Annotated in this window: 16 protein-coding genes; 7 read left to right on the plus strand and 9 right to left on the minus strand. The window is 42.9% G+C overall.

From position 1 onward, the window contains the following. The coding region (locus LEP1GSC047_RS00795; protein ID WP_020988150.1) for a transposase at positions 1 to 489 on the plus strand (489 nt) is incomplete at its 5' end. A 134-nt stretch (positions 490 to 623) separates the two neighbouring features. Here the strand turns inward: LEP1GSC047_RS00795 and LEP1GSC047_RS00800 are convergent. The 4 genes from LEP1GSC047_RS00800 to LEP1GSC047_RS00820 form a co-directional block, all read right to left on the minus strand. Next, positions 624 to 2,018, minus strand: coding sequence for an IS4 family transposase (locus tag LEP1GSC047_RS00800; protein ID WP_010418924.1), 1,395 nt, complete (start codon positions 2,016 to 2,018; stop codon positions 624 to 626). A 268-nt stretch (positions 2,019 to 2,286) separates the two neighbouring features. After that, positions 2,287 to 4,296 (minus strand): tetratricopeptide repeat protein, encoded by a 2,010-nt coding sequence (locus tag LEP1GSC047_RS00805; RefSeq protein WP_010412971.1) that lies wholly within the window; start codon positions 4,294 to 4,296, stop codon positions 2,287 to 2,289. Then, on the minus strand, positions 4,293 to 6,332 hold the full coding sequence (locus LEP1GSC047_RS00810; RefSeq protein WP_010412969.1) for a hypothetical protein: 2,040 nt from the start codon (positions 6,330 to 6,332) through the stop codon (positions 4,293 to 4,295). Before LEP1GSC047_RS00810 ends, LEP1GSC047_RS00805 begins: the two co-directional genes overlap by 4 nt. 1,144 nt (positions 6,333 to 7,476) lie before the next feature. After that, entirely contained in the window at positions 7,477 to 8,403 is a 927-nt protein-coding gene (locus LEP1GSC047_RS00820) for a histone deacetylase family protein (protein WP_010412965.1), read from the minus strand. A gap of 92 nt (positions 8,404 to 8,495) precedes the next feature. On the opposite strand from LEP1GSC047_RS00820, the gene LEP1GSC047_RS00825 reads away from it, so the two are divergent. Next, positions 8,496 to 9,641 carry a putative glycoside hydrolase gene (locus LEP1GSC047_RS00825; protein ID WP_010412963.1) on the plus strand — a complete coding sequence of 382 codons (1,146 nt, stop codon included), beginning with the start codon at positions 8,496 to 8,498 and terminating at the stop codon, positions 9,639 to 9,641. An 81-nt stretch (positions 9,642 to 9,722) separates the two neighbouring features. Here the strand turns inward: LEP1GSC047_RS00825 and LEP1GSC047_RS00830 are convergent, their stop codons facing one another. Next, a complete protein-coding gene (locus tag LEP1GSC047_RS00830) occupies positions 9,723 to 10,511 on the minus strand; it encodes an enoyl-CoA hydratase/isomerase family protein (protein WP_010412961.1) in 789 nt (262 codons plus the stop codon). Continuing rightward, entirely contained in the window at positions 10,511 to 11,038 is a 528-nt protein-coding gene (locus LEP1GSC047_RS00835; protein ID WP_010412959.1) for a hypothetical protein, read from the minus strand. Before LEP1GSC047_RS00835 ends, LEP1GSC047_RS00830 begins: the two co-directional genes overlap by 1 nt. Before the next feature lie 183 nt (positions 11,039 to 11,221). Between LEP1GSC047_RS00835 and LEP1GSC047_RS00840 the strand changes: the two genes are divergently transcribed. The 4 genes from LEP1GSC047_RS00840 to LEP1GSC047_RS00870 all read left to right on the plus strand — a co-directional run bounded on the left by LEP1GSC047_RS00840 (position 11,222) and on the right by LEP1GSC047_RS00870 (position 17,760). Beyond that, complete coding sequence (locus tag LEP1GSC047_RS00840) at positions 11,222 to 12,499, plus strand: PilZ domain-containing protein (RefSeq protein WP_010412957.1); 1,278 nt, start codon at positions 11,222 to 11,224, stop codon at positions 12,497 to 12,499. Between the two features lie 1,613 nt (positions 12,500 to 14,112). Beyond that, entirely contained in the window at positions 14,113 to 15,645 is a 1,533-nt protein-coding gene (locus LEP1GSC047_RS00860; RefSeq protein ID WP_081654327.1) for a putative Ig domain-containing protein, read from the plus strand. 92 nt (positions 15,646 to 15,737) lie between these two features. Beyond that, positions 15,738 to 16,910: a DUF6933 domain-containing protein gene (locus LEP1GSC047_RS00865; protein ID WP_010412945.1), complete on the plus strand. Its 1,173-nt coding sequence runs from the start codon at positions 15,738 to 15,740 to the stop codon at positions 16,908 to 16,910. Further along, complete coding sequence (locus LEP1GSC047_RS00870) at positions 16,891 to 17,760, plus strand: GDSL-type esterase/lipase family protein (RefSeq protein WP_010412943.1); 870 nt, start codon at positions 16,891 to 16,893, stop codon at positions 17,758 to 17,760. The genes LEP1GSC047_RS00865 and LEP1GSC047_RS00870 overlap by 20 nt, the downstream gene beginning before the upstream one ends. Positions 17,761 to 17,937: 177 nt before the next feature. On the opposite strand, the gene LEP1GSC047_RS00875 is transcribed toward LEP1GSC047_RS00870, so the two are convergent. Next, positions 17,938 to 19,302 carry a serine hydrolase domain-containing protein gene (locus tag LEP1GSC047_RS00875; RefSeq protein ID WP_010412941.1) on the minus strand — a complete coding sequence of 455 codons (1,365 nt, stop codon included), beginning with the start codon at positions 19,300 to 19,302 and terminating at the stop codon, positions 17,938 to 17,940. 384 nt (positions 19,303 to 19,686) lie between these two features. Here LEP1GSC047_RS00875 and LEP1GSC047_RS00880 point away from each other — a divergent pair, with 384 nt between their 5' ends. Further along, positions 19,687 to 19,899 (plus strand): hypothetical protein, encoded by a 213-nt coding sequence (locus LEP1GSC047_RS00880; RefSeq protein ID WP_010412939.1) that lies wholly within the window; start codon positions 19,687 to 19,689, stop codon positions 19,897 to 19,899. A 274-nt stretch (positions 19,900 to 20,173) separates the two neighbouring features. Here the strand turns inward: LEP1GSC047_RS00880 and LEP1GSC047_RS00885 are convergent, their stop codons facing one another. Continuing rightward, positions 20,174 to 20,632 (minus strand): PaaI family thioesterase, encoded by a 459-nt coding sequence (locus tag LEP1GSC047_RS00885; RefSeq protein ID WP_010412937.1) that lies wholly within the window; start codon positions 20,630 to 20,632, stop codon positions 20,174 to 20,176. Between the two features lies 1 nt (position 20,633). Beyond that, a complete protein-coding gene (locus tag LEP1GSC047_RS00890; RefSeq protein WP_238325497.1) occupies positions 20,634 to 21,083 on the minus strand; it encodes a hypothetical protein in 450 nt (149 codons plus the stop codon). Positions 21,084 to 21,244 lie beyond the last annotated feature (161 nt).

The following is a 21,244-nucleotide window of genomic DNA, read 5'->3' on the forward strand; positions in this document are numbered from 1 at the left end:
AGACCTCAGTTTATAAAGTTCGCTTACGAAAGAAAATCCAACCGATTCACCTGTCCATCAGGTAGAGAACTTAAATTTAAAGCTGAAAGATTTCTTCGTGGAGACAATCGTTATTTAGATTACAGATCAACGAATTGCAATGGTTGTAAGTTAAAGCACTTCTGCACAAAAGATCGCTCTAAAGCCATTTTGGTGAATTCTAATAATTTAAAAAACAACTATGTTCATTTGAGTCCAAGTAAGAATTACCAACCAAACGAGATGGACAATTTCTACACGATGGAAATGCGTAAAAAGTTAAGACATCCGCAATCGCGGAAAATTTACTCTAAGAGATTCCCCTCGATCGAAGGTGTCTTTGGTGCAATAAAAGGATCTCGTCGCGGATATAGATTTATGACGAAGGGAATAGAAAAAGTATCTTTGGAATGGTCCGAGAGATGCTCCGCTCATAATATAGCAAAACTTTGCGGATTTCGGTATGTTTAAACGATCCGCCAAAAGTTAACTGAAAGCCTTTATAACAATTAAACATAATGATCCCAATTACGAGAAAAATACCGACTAACCTCGCTAACTTTTTCAACAGACTCCCCACCCAAAGCATAACCTTACCCACAAGTCTATTTCTGTGTGAATAATTTATACATGAAGGCCAGATCCAAAAGTCGGGTTAGACCTTTGAATATGGTTAATGGTCCGGGAGGTGTGTCCGACTTCCGGGCTAAGTGACCTCCTAATTTTGCAATCCAATCCAGAACCGTACTTAATTCGGGTTCTTCCTTCGGAGGCTTGGATGTTTCGTAGAGTCTACAATATGCACCTTTCCATTCAAAAGGTTCGAACATAATCGAAGCTTTTAGACCGGGAATATTTCTGCCTAAGAATGTCAGCATCATCACCCTCCAAGCTACGACTGCACTGACTGCAATACAAGCTTTGAATCGATTGCCAAATTTAAACTGAGTAGATTCTATCATGCATCCGGACTTTAGAATTTTGAAATAGACTTCGATGCCCCAACGACTTTTGTAATAGGCGATAATTTTCTTTGCGTCTTCCGAAGTTTGAATCGGAATTGTCGTTAAAAATTTCCATTGAATCGATTCATCGGAAGACCCATTAATCTCCGTTGCGGATACGGCATACATATCTATACTTTCAAATTCCTTAAATTTAGGAGGCTTTATTGATAACTTTTCGAATCGAATTTCGATTTGGGCCTCTCTGCTGGCTTTTCCTTTTTTTCTTGGAACTGAAATCGTGTATGTATCTACAGGCTTCAAAGTTTCAAGATAGGACCAAGAATGTTCGCCACCTTCGATCCTTCTGTCGTAAACCGCACGTATAAGCAGATCCGGTGCATTTTCACCGGCCTTTACATATTCATGAAATAGTTCGAAAACATCCGCTTCTCTATCGCAAATAAATATATATTTCGCATCCGAATCTTCGGCGAATTCGCATGTCGCTCTATATCCTTGAAGCCATTTTATGCTTTCCTTATTTTCTATAGGCGTTTTCTTTCTTACGTCCCGAGATAAGTGCTTTGAACCTAAACTTAAACGAGTCCACATCTTAAAATCCAAGATTCCTAAAGGTATCCCTTCGGTCGTAAATGCTATCGAAGGATGTAAAAGAAGTCCCTGGTCGAATTCGGAATTCATCGGTCCTAAACCTTCGACTCGAACTCTATTTCGATAATAAATTTCTGTTGTGTCGCTTAATACCAAAACCGTTTCTTGATTTTGAAGTCGCTTCTTTGTTGCGATTGAATGCGGAGTAACAATCTTTTCCGCCGATACATTCGGATTGGAAAAAAAACGATAGGCTGCTTTAGTCCCGGCCCAATTCCCGAATATGTCAGGTAAGCTCGAATCAGTTCGTTTAGACATCGCACTTATGATTTTTTTTAAACGCTTATTTAATCGCTTATCTCCAAGATTCAGCGACAAAAACTCCTCTTCGATCCAATCTAAATCGGTTTCAAAAGTACTACTCCAATGTTTAGTCTTCATCTTAGGTCCCATCTAGATCTAAAGACTAAAATTATGAAAAATCTAGTCTTTTTATCCGTCTTGTGGGTAAGGTTATGACCCAAAGGGCGGGGTTTTTTAAGTAAATTCTACTCTCCGGGGTCACAGAGGATAGACGCGTTCACTGATCAGAAGACAGAAGCTGCTAGATGTTGCAAAGGTTACAGAAGTAGAGGAAAAATCCCTTGTAACACAGGAAATCTTTCTATAGAACGTGGAAACCCGGCTCGCCAATGTTCTGTCCTCAGTTTTATTCGTTAAGGATTTCTTTTGCCCGATGCCAATAGGCGCGATTTCCGACTGCGAGCGTCCGCAAGACCTCGTCGGTATTTTTCGGAATCGCTTTAGAGGTATATAAATCCGCCTCTTGAACGACGGCTTCGCCAACCTTTGCAGAAGAGTTATACAAATATAGAACCGTACCTTTCGCGATTCCGTCCACTATTCCGGCGTTGATAATAATCGAATTATCTTTAACTCTATGCACTCTGCCCATGGCGGGTATTAATGATAGAAGTTTGTCTCGACTTCGTAGGGTCGCTTCGGAGAGAGCGTCCCTACCTTTCGCATAGACTCGAAACGTTCCTAGATTTTTTTCTTCTTTATGGTCTCTTAAATTCCATTCCATTCGTAAAACGCCGTTTTTAAACGAAAGTTTTCCGCTCGCTACGAATCTAAGCGAGTCTCCCTTTGCGTTTTTGATTTGAGAAAAGTTCTTCTCGGTTTTTATGATTGCACCGGAATACGGTTCTTGATCCAATCCTTCCTTTTTCCGAAACGAATCCAGGTCCACGGCTCTGATTCGAGGATCCTTGGAAAGGAAAGTTCGAATCGCTTTTCCGGCAATTACGGGTGCGTCCGGATGTTTGGACAAAAAATCCTCCGTCTCAAGATCGAAGATTAAAAGCTCCGGAGGGGTCCGGCCATAGTCCTCTTCGATACCGAATTCTCCGATGGTGATTAAGCCCTCTCGATAACTTAATGATTTTTTAAAATTGTCCAGATTATTTTCGATCGCATAACCGTATTTCTTATTATCAGGGAACTTTTCCCTTAACGTTAAGAGAAGGTTAAAATACTGAGGAAATAAACCTCTTCTCTTGAATTCTTCCAAAACGAGAACGAGAATTTCCGGTCGGTTCGGGAGCAATTCTCGCGCTCGCATCAGATGAACCCAGGCTAGATCGTATAAGAAGCTATTTCGATTCGCGCGAAAACGCTGCAATCTATATTCACCTAAAATTCTACGGGTATTGTTTCCTTCCGGTAGAGTTTCCAAGCACAATGTTTCGGCCCGCTCTCGTATAAAAGGATCCAAATCGTCAAGAGTAAGCAGGCGTTCGAGGTCGGTACGACCTTCTTTCGAGCTAGGGTCTTTTTTGAGACGGGCGAACGATCTCAAATATAAATACTCGGTCGAAGTAGGAAAGAGAGTCAGCAATCGATTCAGAAATTCTTCCGCATCCGCATACCGTCCTGCATAGATTCTCGTTTTAGCGAGTAATCTAAGCGCTTCCTCTTCATCCGGGTAGAGTGCGATCGCCCGTTCCAGCTTTTCCGCCGATTCCTGAATTTTAGAATCCCTTCGATTTCCGGAAAGTTTCTCCGACCAAAGAAGTAAAAACTTTCCGGAATCTAAAAATACGCTCGGATCGTCGGAAGTTTCCGATTCCAACTGATTGCGCAATGCCTGGGCTTTCGAAAAATTACCTCCGAGTGCCGCAACTCTAGCCTCCAGCATCCTGATTTCCCGATTTTTCGGCATTCTAGATAGTGCGGAATTCAATTCGAAGGTCGCTTTTTCAGTGTTACCTTGCGCTAATTGAACTTCCACCATTACCGGAAATAAATCCATATCGTATCGGTCCTCGTCCAGAAACGGGCGAATCACCGATAAAGCTTCCTCATACTGCCCGAGCTTTGATAGTGTTACCGCCTTAGTTTTGACAGCCGTTTTGTTTTTCGGTTCCAATTCTAGGACTTTATTTAGGGAACGTAAGGCTTCCTTTTCTTTATGAAGTCTTAATGCAGCTTCGGAAAGGCCCAGGTGAGATCTGACGGATTGAGGATTTTTCAGGACTGCTTCCCTAAACGCGTCGTAAGCGTCCGTATAGCTTCGGTTTTTTAAGGACGATTCTCCCTGCTTTATCCACTCTATCGTTTCTTTGGCAAAGGTAGGCGAAGTCGACGATGACAGCAGTATCGATAGGATAACAAATATATTAGGAAAAAGAAATTTATATTTTATTAAAATTCTCATGGGCTGAAGAATCCGGTTTCCGCTTTACCGTTCGAGTTTCTGAATACCGCTTCGACGACGACGGGGATATACACGTCGCCGCCGGAGGAGTCGATCCGGCTTTTGAATGAAAGCAAATACCTTCGATCTTTTTTGGATTCCACCCAGCTTCGCAAACTCTTTTCCACTCCTCCTCCGGGGATCATCAAGAATTTTCCGCCGGATTTTTCCGCAACTTCCTTGTATATTTGAACCGATTCTCCTTCTTCTCCTAAACAAAGAAAGAATATAGGAATATCATGAGCTACGGCAAAACGGATAATTTTCGTGGGGGAAAATTGGGTAAATCCCGCTTTCAAATCCTTCCCGGAAACGATCGCTAAGACTGCGCGAGGACCTACGCTGTCCAGCAGATCCGTAATGCCTCTCTGTAACGACTTCCCGATTTGTGATTCTTCCTCAGGAGTAAAGGCTCGGATTGCACGAAAAATATCATACATACTTTTTCCGAAAGAATAAGCGACCTGAGTATCTTTTCCGGATCTCAGGAGCTGAATCTTATCTTCGGATCGGATTTCGGAGAGAAACGGTTTTAACGCTTTTTCGATGAGAGGATACGACTCGGCGATTTGTTTGGAATTTTCCGCGACTATCGAGACCGTTACTCTATTATTATATTTTTGCATATTCGTAAGGCCGATGAGCGGCGAAAGGTTATCCATCTCATAAACCCGGAACGAATTGCGTGGTATGGCTTTTACTGCCGCTCCGTGGCGATCCCGGGCCTGCACGACTAAAGAAATATCCGGGTAGTCGGAGCTGATTACCCTTTCGACTAACAGATCTAAGTTGGAAGCAAGTTGGCCTTTCGGAGAAAAAATATCCAATCTATGTCTATTGAAATCCGTCACAAACATCGTTCCGGTATAATCGAAACCGATTCCGAAGGCTTGGTCGAAATTTCTGACGTTATTTTTCGAATCCCGGAAACTTTCGAAATTGGACCAATTTTTGGAAATCGAATCGTAGATAAATAGACCCGCAGCTTCGTCCGCTACGTAAATTTTATCGTCGCGGATCGTTAGATTGCGGGGTCTTTTTAGAGTAGGATGAGTTATCTCCTTTAGATAATTTCCCTCCTTATCAAAAACGACGATCCTACGGTTACCTTTATCGGCTACAAAGATCTCGCCTTTTGAATTGATCTTGAGCCCGGCAGGTTGTCTTAAGATACCCTTTCCGATTTCCTGAAGAAAGCTTCCATCCTTCGCGACCTTTTGAATTCGATCGTTTCCCATATCCGAAACGAATAGATATCCCTCTCTCGTAAGAAAAATTCCCGAGGGTCCATGAAAATGACCGGGTTGTTTTCCGGTATTGCCGAAACGACTAACGTAGCCGCCTCGGGTATCGAATTCGTAGATCATATCGCCGGCGTAATCGGCAACGAATATCGACTTTCCTCGTACCGCGATTGCCGTCGGCCCTTGAAGATTACGACCTAAGGAACCTTTGAAATTATCGACCGGGTTCCCGTTTGCGTCGAATTTTACTATATTCGCGGTTTCGAAACTCGTAACGTACAAATACCCTTCATCGTCTACCGCCACATCCGTCGGGTTGCGGAATCGAAATCTTCGGAGATCGTCACCATTAATAGATTTATAATATTCTAAAGTGTCTTTTCGACTGCCTCCTCCTAATTGAAATCTGAGAGCATCCAATCTGCTTTTACGAATCAGATTCAATTTGCCCGAAGACTCTAATTGCTCCAATTCGGCCAAACTCTCCTGCCAGTCTCCGCTTAGGTAATATGTTTCCGACAGAAAGAATTTCGCATGCGGGAAATCGGGCTTTAAGGAAAGGGATTTTAGGAAGTTTTCGCGGGCAGCAGAGAACTCTCCTTTATTGTAGTATGCCAGTCCGCGCTTAAAAAAGGTTCGCGCTTCCTTTTCCTTTAAGCTAAAGAAGGGTAAAGACTCGGGTTGAAGCGGGCCTATTGATACGGCAGCCAGCAGGAATAGCAGAAAGATTCTTGGTGATAGTTTTCTCCCCATTCTATTCCTCAGTATTTCCGAGTGAATCAGTTTAGAGACATAATTTCAACCCCTTTTTCAGGCAGAAGATAGACAGGGGAGGTCTCCCCCGCGTTCAGAGGACAGAGGACAGAGGACAGAGGACAGAGGACAGAGGACAGAGGACAGAGGACAGAGGACAGAGGACAGAGGACAGAGGACAGAGGACAGAGGACAGAGGACAGAGGACAGAGGACAGAGGACAGATAATTATTCCTATTACCCTGACAACAATTTTTTTAAAAACGAATTATGTTGGAGCTCCTACGTTTAGAGAGAGATTCTTGCGTTATCTCAGTGGATTTTTCCTCTACTTCCGCTGCCTTTACAATGTCGAGCAGCTTCTGTCAAGTGTGAGCGAAGCGAACGCGTCTGTCTTTCAGAAGACAGAGGACAGAACATTGATGAGCCGAGTTTCCAAGCTCTATGGAAAGATTCCTGCATTACAGTAGATATCTCCTCTACTTCTATAACCTTCACAACATCGAGCAGCTACTGTCATCTGTCTTCCGTCCTCTGTCCTCTGAAAGCGGCAACGATGTGTAGGGTGCGAAGCAGTCGCAGCGCTCGTGGATAACGGTTTATTGATTGAGAAAAGAGTTGCTGAGACCGGAGCGAAAGCGGAGCCCGGAGCAGCGTGACCCGAACGAAGTGAAGGGGGCCGCCCGTGCAGAAGACAGAACAGTGATGAGCGAAGATTCCATGTTCCGGAGAAAGATTCCTGTGTTACAGGGGATCTTTCCCTACTTCCGCAACTTTTCCAACGTCTAGCAGCTTCTGTCTAGCGTGAGCGAAGCGAACGCGTCCGTCCTCTGACCTCTGTCCTCTGAAAGCGAACGCATCTGTCTTCAGTCCTCAGTCTTCTGTTTACGGACACTCTTTCCCTGAGCTGAGAAGATTCTTCCGTTTGATTCAGCCAGACTTTTTTCCAATTACTATGCCATTCGGACCATTCATGGCGGATTGCGCGGTTTTCTTCCAACTCATCCTCCACTTCTCTCAGGATCCGATCTAGTAAAATTACATAGTTTCGAAAACGGATGGCAAGGTCGGATTGCGGGGAGAACTCCTGCATACTCTGAGTATCGGCGAAGTTTGACATAGCTGTGGTACTTTTTTATGCCTTTTAACCGGCTAATACGGCGACATGAGCTTCGACGCTTTCCGCTAATGCCTGGAGATCGTAGCCGCCTTCCAGAAAGGAAATTATCTTCGAACCGGATTGAAATGCCGCTTCCTTAACCGATCGAGTAAATTCGGAAAATGCATTCGTAGATAGGGACATGCCTCCGAGAGGATCTTGTTTATGAGCGTCAAAGCCTGCCGAAATCAGTAGGAATTCCGGCTCGAATTCAAGAATCGAGGGGATTATCTTTTCCTGAAATTCCTTCAGATAATCCGAATTCGAAGAGTGACTCGGCAGAGGAACGTTAAGCGTAAAACCTAGTCCCTGTCCGGAACCGATTTCTCTGGCGGATCCGGAGCCGGGATAGAAGGGATATTGGTGGAGAGAGGCAAAAAAGACCTTATCCGAATCATAAAAAATTTCCTGGGTTCCATTTCCGTGGTGTACGTCCCAATCTAAGATATACACTTTTCGGATGTTCCGATTCAAGAGATAATGCGCGGTGATGGCGATATTATTCAGCAGACAAAAACCCATTGCTCGACCCGTTTCCGCATGATGGCCAGGGGGGCGAACTAAAGCGATTCCGGCATCCAAGTCTTCGGACAGAATTTTTTTAGCTAGTGATACTCCGCTACCTGCGGCTATGAGGGCGGCTTCAAAACTTTTCGGGGAGAAGGGGGTATCACCGTCAAACCCTCCCGTCTTTCCTTGGATGGCCATGAATCGTTCTTGATGCGCCCTATCATGAGCCGGTAGGATCGATTCTTCCGCTAGTTTTTCGGGAGAAATACGCGTTAGGTTTCTAAAGTAAGAAGTTTTAATTAATCGATTCATTATGGCTTCTAATCTTTCCGGTCGTTCGGGGTGATAGTCTCCGGTATCGTGTTGGAGGAAAATATCGTCGTATGCGTATCCGAAATTCATTTGTTTCCTCCTGTTTTTTCCGGATATTCGAATGTTCCGGGAAAGATTGAATCGATTCGGTTCGATATTAAATATAAGACTGGAGTTCCACAGTGCGCAAACCGTTTTCTGTTCTGCTTTTATTCATTTTGATATCCTGTCCGTTATGTGCGGAGTTCACTCTACCGTTTCCCGAAAATCCAAAGACCAAGGAAGGTCCGGTCCGAGTTCTTCGGGAAAAAAGCGCCGAACCTATCCGGTCCCAATATCGGACTATCGAAAAGGAAAAGCCGATCACTCCCAAGGTAGCGAGTAAGGAAACTAAGATCGATTCGACTCTCGCTTCCTCGGAACCTAAGGTTCTGCGAAAACCGAGAGTTCTGAGGCGAAACGGCGAGAACGGCATTCATCCGCCTAAGTTTTATCGAGGAATTTATATTCATAACTCGCTTATCTCGAATAAATCCAATCGAAAGAAATGGGAAACTGTCTTAGCGGAAGCCGCCGAAGCCGGCGTGAATGTACTTGTCATCGACCTTCAATCCGCGACTCCTCCTGCGGAAGAAATTCGACGAATTAAAGAACTCGGATTCTACCCGATCGGTCGCTTAGTAAACTTCGACGGCGGATTAAAAACGGAGTTTCCGACTCAGGCCAGATTAAATTCGATCTTATCTTATGTCGGCAAAGCCTGCGCGGCGGGATTTCCGGAAATTCAACTGGATTATATTCGGTACGCGGACGATCCGGAGATCAAGGTTCCGATCAAAAAGAAATATCAAAATATCGGATCGATTATCGGAAAGATTCGCGGCGAGGCGAATAAATGCGAGGATTTGCCGTATCTTGGCGCGGATATATTCGGTCGAATTCCATTCAATAAAGATGATTTAATCGGCCAGAAGGTGGAAGTCTTTTCCCAGTTAGTGGACGTCTTGTATCCTATGCTGTATCCTTCCCATTTTTACGGACAACCCGAGCGGATTTCCAATCCTTACAAAACCATCTACGACGGATTGACGAATGCAAAAAAAAGAGCCCTGCCCGAAACGAGGGTCGTCGGTTACATACAAGGATTTACGATGAAAATCGCTCATTCTAAAAAAACGTTAAAGGATTACGTTAAAGCTCAAATCGAAGCTAGCGTGGATAGTAAGAGCGACGGATTCGTCGTTTGGAACGCGTGGAGCGATTACAAAGAGACTTTCAAAGCGATTCGAGAATCCGTAAAAGAAGGAAAATTGGACCTCTCCGAATAATATAAGGAAAATATAATTTTTTGCTTTTATGAAATGTCGCAGCGTCGAGGAGGTGACGACATTTCTATCTCCTAAGGAAATTCAAAATCCCCTAAAAATCGGTTTTCTTTTTTCTTCCAGAGATCTGATCGTTTCTCTAAAATCCTTGGAGAGAAAATTACTAGCCTGAGATTCCGCTTCCAAATGCAGGGCAGCGTTTAAGGCTTCCCGATTATACGTGTTTTTTTTCAACTCAGACAAGGCTAAAGGTGCGCTTTCGCTTAATGAAATTGCGATCTCGGTGGCCCGTTTCAGTACTTCGTCTTTAGGAACGGCGTCGTAGGAAATTCCCAATTTTAAACATTCTTCGCCGTTTAAGGTTTCTGCCAGAAAGAGGAGCCGATTGGACAATGAGGTCCCGAATAATTCCCTTACGAGATAGCTAGAGCCCATTCCAGGATGAATTCCCAATTTCACGAAATTGAATTGGTATTTCCCTTCGATAGCAAAGATCCGGATATCGCAGGCAAACGTGATGGAAAGGCCGGCTCCAACCGCATGTCCGTTAGCGGCACAGATTATCGGAACTTGTAGGTCGCGGACGGATAGAAAAAGATTATAAAATTCGAACATTTCTTTCTTGTTCGTTTCAAAATCCTTTTCCGCGAACGACTTCAGTAATTCGAAGTTTCCTCCGGCCGAAAAAATTCCGTTTTTCCCGGTTATCACGACGGATCGGGGCGGACTTTTTTTCAATCTTTCGATATGAGCCTTAAATTCGAGACCCATTTCGCGGGTCATGGAATTCTTCGTTTCCGGATTATTTAGATAAAGGATTTCTATTCTAGAATCGGCGGATAATTCCACCGTTTCCGCTTCGACCAACGCCATTAAACGGCTTCCTGCTTCAATTCGAAACTTTCATACCAGATTCTATCCGATACTGCAAGAGGTTTATCGCCTAATCCCATTTGCTCGAAATAATCCAACAGAATTTCCAAATGGACGTTCTCCTCGTCTTCCAGCGTCCAGAAACTGGAATCAATGGAACGGGATATGATCGCTTGTCCTCGGACCGAATCGGTAAAATAGTCCGGCTTTCCGGAAAAGATTAAATGTGCCGAGATCATATCGAAGCGAATCGTATCGACGATTTTGGAGAAATCCGCGTCGGATTTATCAAAGAATCGGGACGCGACTTCCGTTTGGAAATAATCTCCCCAAGTAAGAATATCCGGTTCCACACCGATTCTATTTTTAATTTCCGCAAGTTTATCTTGCTCGAGGAACGGTGTATAGGCGAATCTATCCACCAATTCTTTTAGGGAAATCAATGCGAGAATTTTCACGGCTGAAAGTTTGCCTTGGCGCATCATATCAAAGAGTTCTGGGTTGAGTTCGGACTTATTCTGTTCCATGCTATTTTTTTCGGCAGGACCTTGAAAAACCCATCGTATAATTTCCTTCCTTTCTTCCTCACACTATGTCCCTTCAGATAGCTCGAAAAAGCGGATTCGGGAAGAGAAAGAGACGTTATCGGCTGGATTCGACTTCCTCAAAAGTCGAAAATGTTAGGAGAGCTTCATTAATTTCGGCGTATTATGGCTGTAGGTAGATCGGATAGTCTTCAAGAATTGATAACAATCCTAGAAACGATGTTTGGTGAAACGATCATCGGTTCGGATATCAATTTGGTTAAGCATCTATTTTATAGTTTGAAGGCCGATCAGCGCGAATTCCCTTTCGATTACGAAGGAGATAAGCTTAGCGCAGTCGTCGAGGAAATCGGAGAGGACACTTTAATTTTTTTAGTCCCGTATGTACAGTCTAAGGGTATTTTACGGGCGAAAATCAGTTTCGAAATTTTGAATATTCTTTATCAATTCGAAGTGGTAATCCTGCAATTTTGGGAAGATCATGTTCGAATTAAAATCCCGTCCGAATTGCAGGCGGCGGCGTTTAGGCAGAATCTTAGGGTCGCCGTCGACGACTTGTTTATGAACTACGTAATCCTCTATCGTTCGTTAACGGGAGGAGAGCGAGAGCTCGGTAAAAATCTTTACGTGGAGCAAAGGTTCTTTCATCTAATGAAAGAAATTAAAAAAGATCATCCGAGCTTGAAACTGATTAATGTGATGGCTACCGATTATATCTTAGGAGTTTCTCGCGACTATGAGATCGAGTTTTACGGCCCCGGTAACGACGGCGGTTTCTTAGGTAGGTTCATCAAGGAATTCAATACGACGGTCTATATACCGGATTGCTCCTTGATTATGAATTATATCGGAGAAGGGAAGGAAGAGGGCCTGGAAAATTTCCGATCAGGATATCTTCAAATGATTCAAGCCGAAGGGCAGGCAAAAGCGGACGCTTTCTTTCGGGACATGCAAAAGGAAGAAGTTCGTAACTTTATGATTTCGTACGTAGTGACGCCAGTGAGACTCTTTAACGACGTCATCGGTCATATTCGAGTCTTTTCGACCGCAATGGATAAGTTCTCCATCGTGCTTCAACAGGCTTTGTACATTCAGGAACTAGGCGAGATTTTGACCTATGCGCTGACAAAGGTGTATATTCGCCAGGAGAATTATAAGACGGCCAGGGCAGCCACGAAGATTCTTGACATCAGCATGAACGGTCTTCTTTTCGAAATCGAAGAGCTTCGAACCTTTAACTATTTAAAAAAACATAATATTATTAAAATGTTCGTTCCTATCGCGGAAAGGGATCTGGTTCTTCGAGGAGAGGTCGTTCGATTTTTGGAAATCTCGGAACATAGATATCAACTTGGTGTGAATTTTTTCGACTCCAACCCTGACGATATGGTCTATCTTCAGGACTATATCTTTAGCAAGAAATTAAAAATCCTTTCAGAATAGTCATCCTTTCCCTCCAATCGCCACCGTTCCAGATGACCCCCGACTCTCGGAGGGAAAGGGATAACTATTCCAACAAGAATTATCACCTTCTCTCGACTCAAGCAACACATCTAAGCCGAATACGCCAGCATTCTTGATGCTTCTTTAATCAGCATAGGTTTGGAAAGTTAGACGAAATATAGATAAAAATAACACAAAAATGTGAATTAATTATGATTGACGTTAGTCTACATTATTAAGTTCATTTGTTTTTTAATTGTCCAAAATAGACACTTGGAATTTCCGGCCTTTCGTATAACTGTTCGTAATATTATGTTCTTATTTATTAACAAAGAGGCGATATTTTTTCCCAATTCGAGCGGAAGCAATAAGATGAAAGGGCGGAGACTAAATGAAAGCTACATTAGGGAAAAATTCGGACTTGACTCGCCTAGATTTCGCCAAAGAGGTTATGGATTTTTTCATGAGGAGTATTGTGTTTCGGTCGATTTTTATGATAAGAACGGGGGGGGGGGGATCCTGATCCGCAAAAAGATCAATGCAACGCTGAAGATATTTTTTGTTTAAAGAATCGAGTAAAAAGTATTTATCTGCCGACCGGGGAAAATTCCTTAGTCGATATAGATTGAATCCTATTATATTTAATAAAGTAAAGCAAAATATGAAATTATAATGTGTTTCGACAGGAATTTGTTAAATTTCTTTAATTGTATAGTCGTATCGTTTATGGAAAAATGCTTACTTACCCGGTTTGAAAAAAATCAATTCTCAAGTTTTTTCATCGTTGCGACTTTCAATGAAAAAACGTTGAGCGGTCCTGTGTCTTCTATTTCAAGTCATAAAATTTCCGTCGTAATAAGCAAGGATATTGTATTACGGCCGGGTTCGAACGAATATATTTACGGAATTTTAAAGGGACCGAATACTCGTAATTCCGCTTTCGCCGGTTCGATTATTAGAGCAAATGCGGTGGATTTTTCCTGTTGCAAAGCTCTTTTATTAGAAATCAGCTTGCGATATCCAAGTTTTTTCGTCGACGAAGAATGGTCCGTGTAATTTTACTTTTCGGACGTCTCGAACCAATCCGGTGATAAAAATCAAATGATACATAACATCAAATTACCGTAATTTTATTATACTCTAATTTATGGGCGCCTTGATCGTATCAGAATTTTTGATTCCAAACTTTTTCTCTTCTTCCTCGAAGTTGGTCTTTAAACGGGAAATCTCCCCTCGGTAGCTCTTCCGGCTTTGAGCGGCTTTCGTCTAGTGTAAGTAATGCGAACGCGTCCGTCCTCCTTCTTCAGTTGCCTGAAGTAAAAAGCATATAACGTTATTCTGGAAAAAGTGCCCTGATTTATCCGAATTGTCTTTCTGAGGCATTTCGTACTCCGGAAACGAGTCATCCGACCATTTTGGAGTTGAATGATACATAACTTCACAATCATATACATTAATTTTATATTAATAATACGTTATCTGTTCTTTAAGTAATATGAAAATTCCTGAAAGTATTCAAAAAGAGCAAAACGACAATATTTTAAAAAAATGGTTGTAAATAATGTTTTTTATTCGTTTGTATCACGATAAGGACATACGTTAGGAGTCGCTTTATGAGAAAAACGGATATTTTCTCGCTTCTTTTATTTCTTCTATTTACCCAGAACGTTAGCTGCCTTGGGCAAGATGCGGCTGCTTTATTGTGCGGAGCAGGTAAAGTGCCCCCCTGCATAAAGAATTCAAGTCCGGACAATCTATGGCCTCTTCTTTTAGGCATGAACTTGGCAGGAAGCGGCGGCGGTGTAGGCATTAGCGGCAGTGGCGGTAGCTCCGCACCAATTACATTCGGCTCAATCACTCCTCTGCTATCCGGAAATCCCTTTAGCGCAACCCCCACGATCAGCGGAATTACCGTCGCGAACTGTACAGTCAGTCCGACTCTGCCTCCAGGGTTGTCCTTAAATCCTATTACCTGTTCGATCTCCGGAACGCCAACGGCGGGCTCACCAAGTACCACATACACTCTTAACGCGTCGGACGGGAATGGCGGAACGGCTACCGGGACTGTTACGTTTCGGGTCGCTTCTACTTCTGCCATACAAGTATTCGGACAAGCCGGGAGCTTTACTACAGGTACCGTGAATAATGGCGGAATTTCACCAGATAGTCTGAATTATCCTTATGGTGGTATAGCTTTCGATTCCTCCGGCGGAATGTATTTAAGCGATCAGAGTAATCATCGAGTGTTATATTATCCGACAAATAGCACCACCGCAACCCGGGTGTACGGCCAAGGCGGGAGTTTTACTACAGGCACCGCAAACAAAGGAGGAATTTCCGCAAACAGTCTAAACGTACCGTATGCATTGGTATTAGATTCCTCTAATGGATTGTATGTAGCTGATACGAATAATAATCGTGTTCTATACTTTCCGTCCGGCACAACGACCGCGACGAGAGTATACGGGCAAGGCGGGAGTTTTACCGCAGGCGCCGCAAATAACGGCGGAACTTCTGCAAGTAGTTTTTGGTCGCCACAGGGTTTGGCATTAGATTCTTCTAATGGACTGTATGTAGCCGACTCTCGAAATAATCGTGTTCTATACTTTCCATCCGGCACAACGACTGCAACGAGAGTATACGGGCAAGGCGGGAGTTTTACCATAAACAACTACTATTTAGGCGGGACTTCTGCAAATACCTTAAGCAACGCATCGGATCTAGACTTGGATTCTTCCAGCGGTTTGTATGTTGTTGATTCTAACGCAAACAGGGTTCTTTACTATCCTCCTGGAAGCACGACTGCAACGAGAGTCTATGGACAAGGGGGAAGTTTCACGACTGCAGTATATAATAACGGCGGAACTTCAGCGAATAGTTTAGCGAGTCCAGAATTCCTTAGGGCCGATCCGTACTCCGGAGGGTTGTATATTTGCGATGGCAATAACCATAGGGTTCTTTACTTTCCGTCGGCAAGCACGACTGCAACGAGAGTCTATGGACAAGCAGGAAGTTTCGCGACTACAGTAAGCAATAACGGCGGAATTTCAGCTAATAGCTTGAGCTGCACCTCCGGGGCAGGCGTAAGCCCTTCCGGAGGCTTGTTCATCCTAGACGGTTGTAATAGCAGGGTTTTGGGGTACTGAAAGTTTTCATGGGCTTGTCCCAAAATCCATATATCTCGTTATTTTATGGATAATAGCGCTACGATCGATAGTTTTAGGAGAGGTCTTAATAAATGATTCTATTACCTTCAGCAAAGTGTTTAAAACGATTCGGATGGACGAAATCTTTAGATACGATTACGAATAAGGAAGATTTAGTTCCTTACCAGTTTTGGGCAATTCGAAACGTAATGATTGGTCGTACGGAGTATCTTCTTCTTTTCGAGTCCACTACACTATACACCATCGTCCTTTCGGGAATTGAGAAAAAAGGAATCGAAGGAAAAATTCTAGAATCGATTCGCGAAGAACTAAAATTATTAAATGTTTCTCCCGACATTATTATTTCCGTATGCGATTCGGTCGAAATCGGAAAATTCAATAGTAAATTTCTCATAGCCTCAATCAACAAAATCGAAGAAAGTATTTATTTTCAGTTTAAAGATACGAAAAGTATAATCGATCTAAAAACTTTGCAATATGCGTGTAATACGTTTTGGGGAAAAAAAGGCGAAAAAGAATATTCAAAACCATTTCTTAGAATGGAGAGTCTATTAGGGCGAAAAATTCCCGAATACCGCGAACATGAAATACTTAGTTACGAGAGATTTAAGTCCGCCACTACGATCGAATCTTCCTACAAGGAGTTTAAGAGTTTATTGCGTGATTATTCCGTTTCCCACAATTCGCTTCGTATTTTTTTTAGAATTTTTCAAGGAATATGGGACGCTCAAACGAACTTTTCCTTAATTTTTCCGGAAATTCTTCGGACACTAAATCCCTCGCTTGAAAAGGGTCGAAAACTTTTACGTATATTGAACGGCATGTATAACAATCTAATCATTACATTAGGTAAAATGGATTCCTATGGGGTCAGAAATGATTGGCAAGGTCTCTACGAATTATTACGGAACTTGGGTGACGGTATATTACGATTAGAGAAAGATTATAAAGTTACGACAGCGATATTAATGGAAGCCGGGAAAAATATTTTAGAATCCGGAGATTATTATCATTCTTTCAAATTTTCGAAAGGCGAAGCGAAAGTCATGACGGAATCGGATTTTGCTTCTTTACCCGAGGAGGCCGTTCCGTTTTACGTTTTAAACCTTATATTAAAGGATCAACATCTAAACAAAAATACGGAAGAAGGAAATTTGACTCGTAAAGATCTATTTTATCAATGTTTTATATGTGCACATTATTTAAACTATAGGAGGATGGTTCGTGAAGAGATCGAGGGTTAAACTTGTTCTTGTTACTATATTTTGCACATTGTCGATTGGGGCCCAACCTGCGCCCTATAAATTAGTGAATCCGGTTCTTATACGTCCCTTCGGGGATTCGATCACCTATGGCATCGGCTTTACCGATGATTGGAAATGTCCGGTCTATCCGATCGGACAATATCTTTGCATGCCTCCGGGGCAAAAGGGCGGCGGATATCGCGGATGGATGACTCTTCTTTCTATTTCAGGAGATGGTATCGTATTTACTACGGAAGGCTATCAAAGCGGCGGGTCTTATGTGCAACAGTGGTTGTCTAATACCCAGACTCATGACGGATATCCCGGCTGGACGATCGAACAACTGACACCGATCGCCAATTATTCCAGCTTTGCCGATATCACTCTAGTACACGCCGGAACGAATGATATGTGGCAAATATTAACGATTAAGAATCCGACGGATGCCCAGATTGACCAGATCGCTTCAACGGCCGGGGCCAATCTTTTTACTTTGATAGATATCTTACTCAAGAAAAATCAAAAGACCCATGTGTTCGCTGCCCAGATCATTAAGGTTGCTCCTCCGAAGGAAGGTTATGATACCGTTAATAAGGTAATCCTTAAGTATAATAATTACATCTCGAATAACTGGTACAACCGACCTCCGGAGAACAGAGCGAGGATGACTCTCATGGACATGCATCATACCTTACAACCGGGTCCCGATTATTCTCCGGACGGCGTACACCCGAGTACGTTAGGTTATATGAAAATGGCATGCTCCTGGATTCGAGCGATCAAAAATATGCAACCCAACCAAGAAGATCCTTGTTCCGGAATAACCACTTCGGATGTGGAAAAAAACTGACTCCTTCTCCGGAGGAAAGCAAGCAGATGATTCCTCCGAAAGACAAATTGGAACTATTATTGAAAGGAAAAACAGGAACGAAATAGGATAACAAAAGTATTTTCTATTAGAATTGGATGGAGAGTAATCGGCCGACGAGTTTGCTGAACGGAATATCATATTACTTTTCGATTAGGACTACTTCTCTAAGTCCGCTATTACATCGGATACGAGTTGGCCTACACTTTCGATTTCTCCACCTCTCCCGTGAGATACTCCTAAGCGAACGATCACTAGCTTCTTTGATGGAATTATGACGATATATTGACCCAGGTGTCCCCGACCGAAAAAAGTATCTTTAGGCGCATGAGGCATACCCCATCGAATGCCAAACTGGGGGATCTTACTGTCTGTGACGTTGAGCCAGAATCCGGCGCCGTAACCAGTATCGAGTGTTTGCATCGTTGAGTATTTCACCCAGCCGTCCGGCAGAATTCGTTTACGGCCTACGAAACCGTCATTTAAGTATAGCATTCCGAGAAGAGCCCAGTCTCGCGCACTAGCAAACATTCCGTTGGAGCCTACGGGAATGTCGGAAGAATCAAAAGTCAAGGTGGCGTTTTTTATTCCAAGGGGGGCGAATAATTCCCGATGAACGAATTCCATAAAAGTCTGAGCATCGCGGCCGGTAGAATCTCGGACTATTCGAGAGAGAATTTGATAACCGGCATTGCTGTAATTCCATTTCGTGCCGGGATCTTGCTCGAGGGAAAAGCTTTGAGCATACGAATCCATATCGGATTCCGTAAACCATAATCGAAAAGACGGTTCGTCGAGGGGCAGTCCGCTCGACATTCTCAGAAGTTGATCCGTCGTAATTTTAGACCGCGGATCTTCGGATTTTTGCCAAGCGGAAATTCTAACCGGACTTTCAACAGAAAGCTTTCCCTGTTTAACTAGAATACCTGCGATTGCATTTATTGTCGATTTTGTTAAGGAATTGCCGGGGAATACGCTACGTATCGAGTAACCCGGAGCATAGCGCTCCGCGATTAACTTTCCGTTATGAATTATTACTACTGCACGAGTCCATCTATGCGGTGTGTCCGAAGATTCTTCGAATGCGCGATCCAAAGCTAGTCCGAGTCCTGCCGTAGCCGGTTCCACTAATTCCGGCCATGCGGTTTCCGATAACGTTGCCGGGGAGTTCGGAAGAGTGATCTTTTTTGCGGAAATATTTTCCGGAATATCGTTTGCGAGAAGACAACCCATTCCTTCACGATATCTAGACCTGCTTTCGGAACCGCCGGCAAAATTTGCCGTAACTTCTTTCCGTATTTGATCGACGCGATATCGAAGAGCCCAATCCACAAGTCCCATTCCGGTCGCCGCCCTTAATGTTTCTTCATATACCCGATCGGGATCTAAGTTAGAAATAAAAACACCGGAACAAACGTATTTACTTGCTGCTCCCGTTGCGATGCGAATCGGATTGTAGGCGGAACAGGATAGATAGATGGAGGTTATAATGAGAAGAGATAGATTCTTTTTAGTGTTTTTCATAAAGTTTCAATAATTTAAATTCCAAGAAAATCATTCAAAAGCAGGGAGTGGTGAATTCCGATAATCTTATTTATTAAACCGCTTTTTATTTACGCACTTTTTAATCTCGTCCTATGCCGAAATGAATATCCGTCTTAGCCATGTAACTTCATTGCAATAAATCAATAGGATAAAATTCGTTCTACGCCGGAATAGAAAGGAATTTTCAATTCAGCGAGGTCTTTGAAATAATTCCTCTCTCGAATTATAAAAATCGCAATTTTTGCGACTTAAGTTTAGACGCTCCTTGTATAAAAATAGAGGTAAATTTTCCAGAGGTTTTTCTTAGGGACCTATATTGCATATCCTCGATTACGCACGAATTCGGTAACTTATTTAAATGCGATGACCAAGGCATATCTTTTCGGAACTCTCGCTAGCTCGCTTTTTACGACAGGAGTAAATTCTGAAAACGTCGTTTTCAATGCAGTCTTGGGCGCTATTTTTGTCGCGGATTCCGGAGCAAATACAGTCATCGTATTGAATGCGATTCGTAACTCATTTTTTTACGGAACTTTAGCCGAGTCGAGCTTAAATACCGATACGAATCCATTTTAAAGTAATATTAAAGAAGCGTAATTCGGAAATTCCGATTTTAAAAATTTACGGCTATGTAATAGTCGATTTTTACTATTCTTTAAAATCGTCCAACAGTTCTATCCTTTTCTCCGCCGGTGTTGCTTCTCCTTGCTCTTACTTAAAACAAACTATGAAACTTTGCTCAGGGCCTAATTCCGGAAACGGAAATCTTCCGTCTCCGAAAAAAGGCGGTGTGTCCTAGTGAATACCGAAAGAATTTTAGGGAAGAAGTTTATTCAACATTTATTTAAAGTCACTTCTGTTCGTCAGTCGGCGCAAAATAGCCGATTTCGGGCGTAAGCCGAATTTTGCTTTTAGCGAAACTTCCGATTCCTCTACCGATTTCCTTACCTCGAGTATCGAATAGATTACTCTCCGCGACGATCAAATTTTGAGAGTTCTGAACTACTTTCCCTTTTGCAATCATCGTCCCTGATCGAATCGGCCTTAAAAAGAAAAGAGTGATGCTTGAAGTCAGGACGAAGTAATCCGGTTCTAAAGAATTTGCCGCAAAAAAGGCCGCATCATCGACGGCCTTAAAATACACGGCTCCATGAGCCGCACCGGCCGCGTGATGAAAGTCATCGCGAATTTCAATCGTTAATTCCGCGAATCCTTTTGAAACTGAAATCCGAGGTTGGAAAAAGCGGTTGATCGGGGCCTGACTGTACATTTGCTCTAAGCTTCGAAAGTGCTTCTCCCAGTCGACCATGTTAGATGCTCTCCACCGTAGAATTCTTTCGAGACTGAAGAAGGATCTTAAAGATTACGAGATGTGATACCACCAATAGCGGCGCATATCCTGTAAAAATATAGAACATAAAACCCATTAGGGGTGAAATATGAAGCGTTAATGCTTGATAACTTGCATAAAGGAGATCTACGAATCCCCAAATATTAAAAAACCAAACGAGCGGAATCGCAACTTTTAATTTCCTTCCTAAAAGCAGATAAGACGAAATTGCCAGAATTGCGGCGATATAATCTCCCCAAGCGGCGGGTATCGAAAAGTCGGTAGGCATACTTGGGGAGGTGATTCCAGGTATGAACATGCTTAAACCGACAAATCTATAGCCGTGAATCAGCAAAAGGGATTGAAGAAGCTTAGTCCTACTTCCACCGGATTTGGTTAGAATTATGTCCCGAATAACTAAAGTGGCCATGATGGCGCCGATAGTGGTTGCGAAAATGAGAAGAAATTTTGGTTCCATTGGAGTAGAATAAAAGCGTACGAACGTTCGTAAAGTAGAATAAAGGTGGCCACGGAATTTTTTATTTCGCCTTTGGATAAAGATTTCAGAGATGTAATTTAGAACTTCTTTCG

Source organism: Leptospira inadai serovar Lyme str. 10 (assembly GCF_000243675.2).
GTDB lineage: Bacteria > Spirochaetota > Leptospiria > Leptospirales > Leptospiraceae > Leptospira_B > Leptospira_B inadai.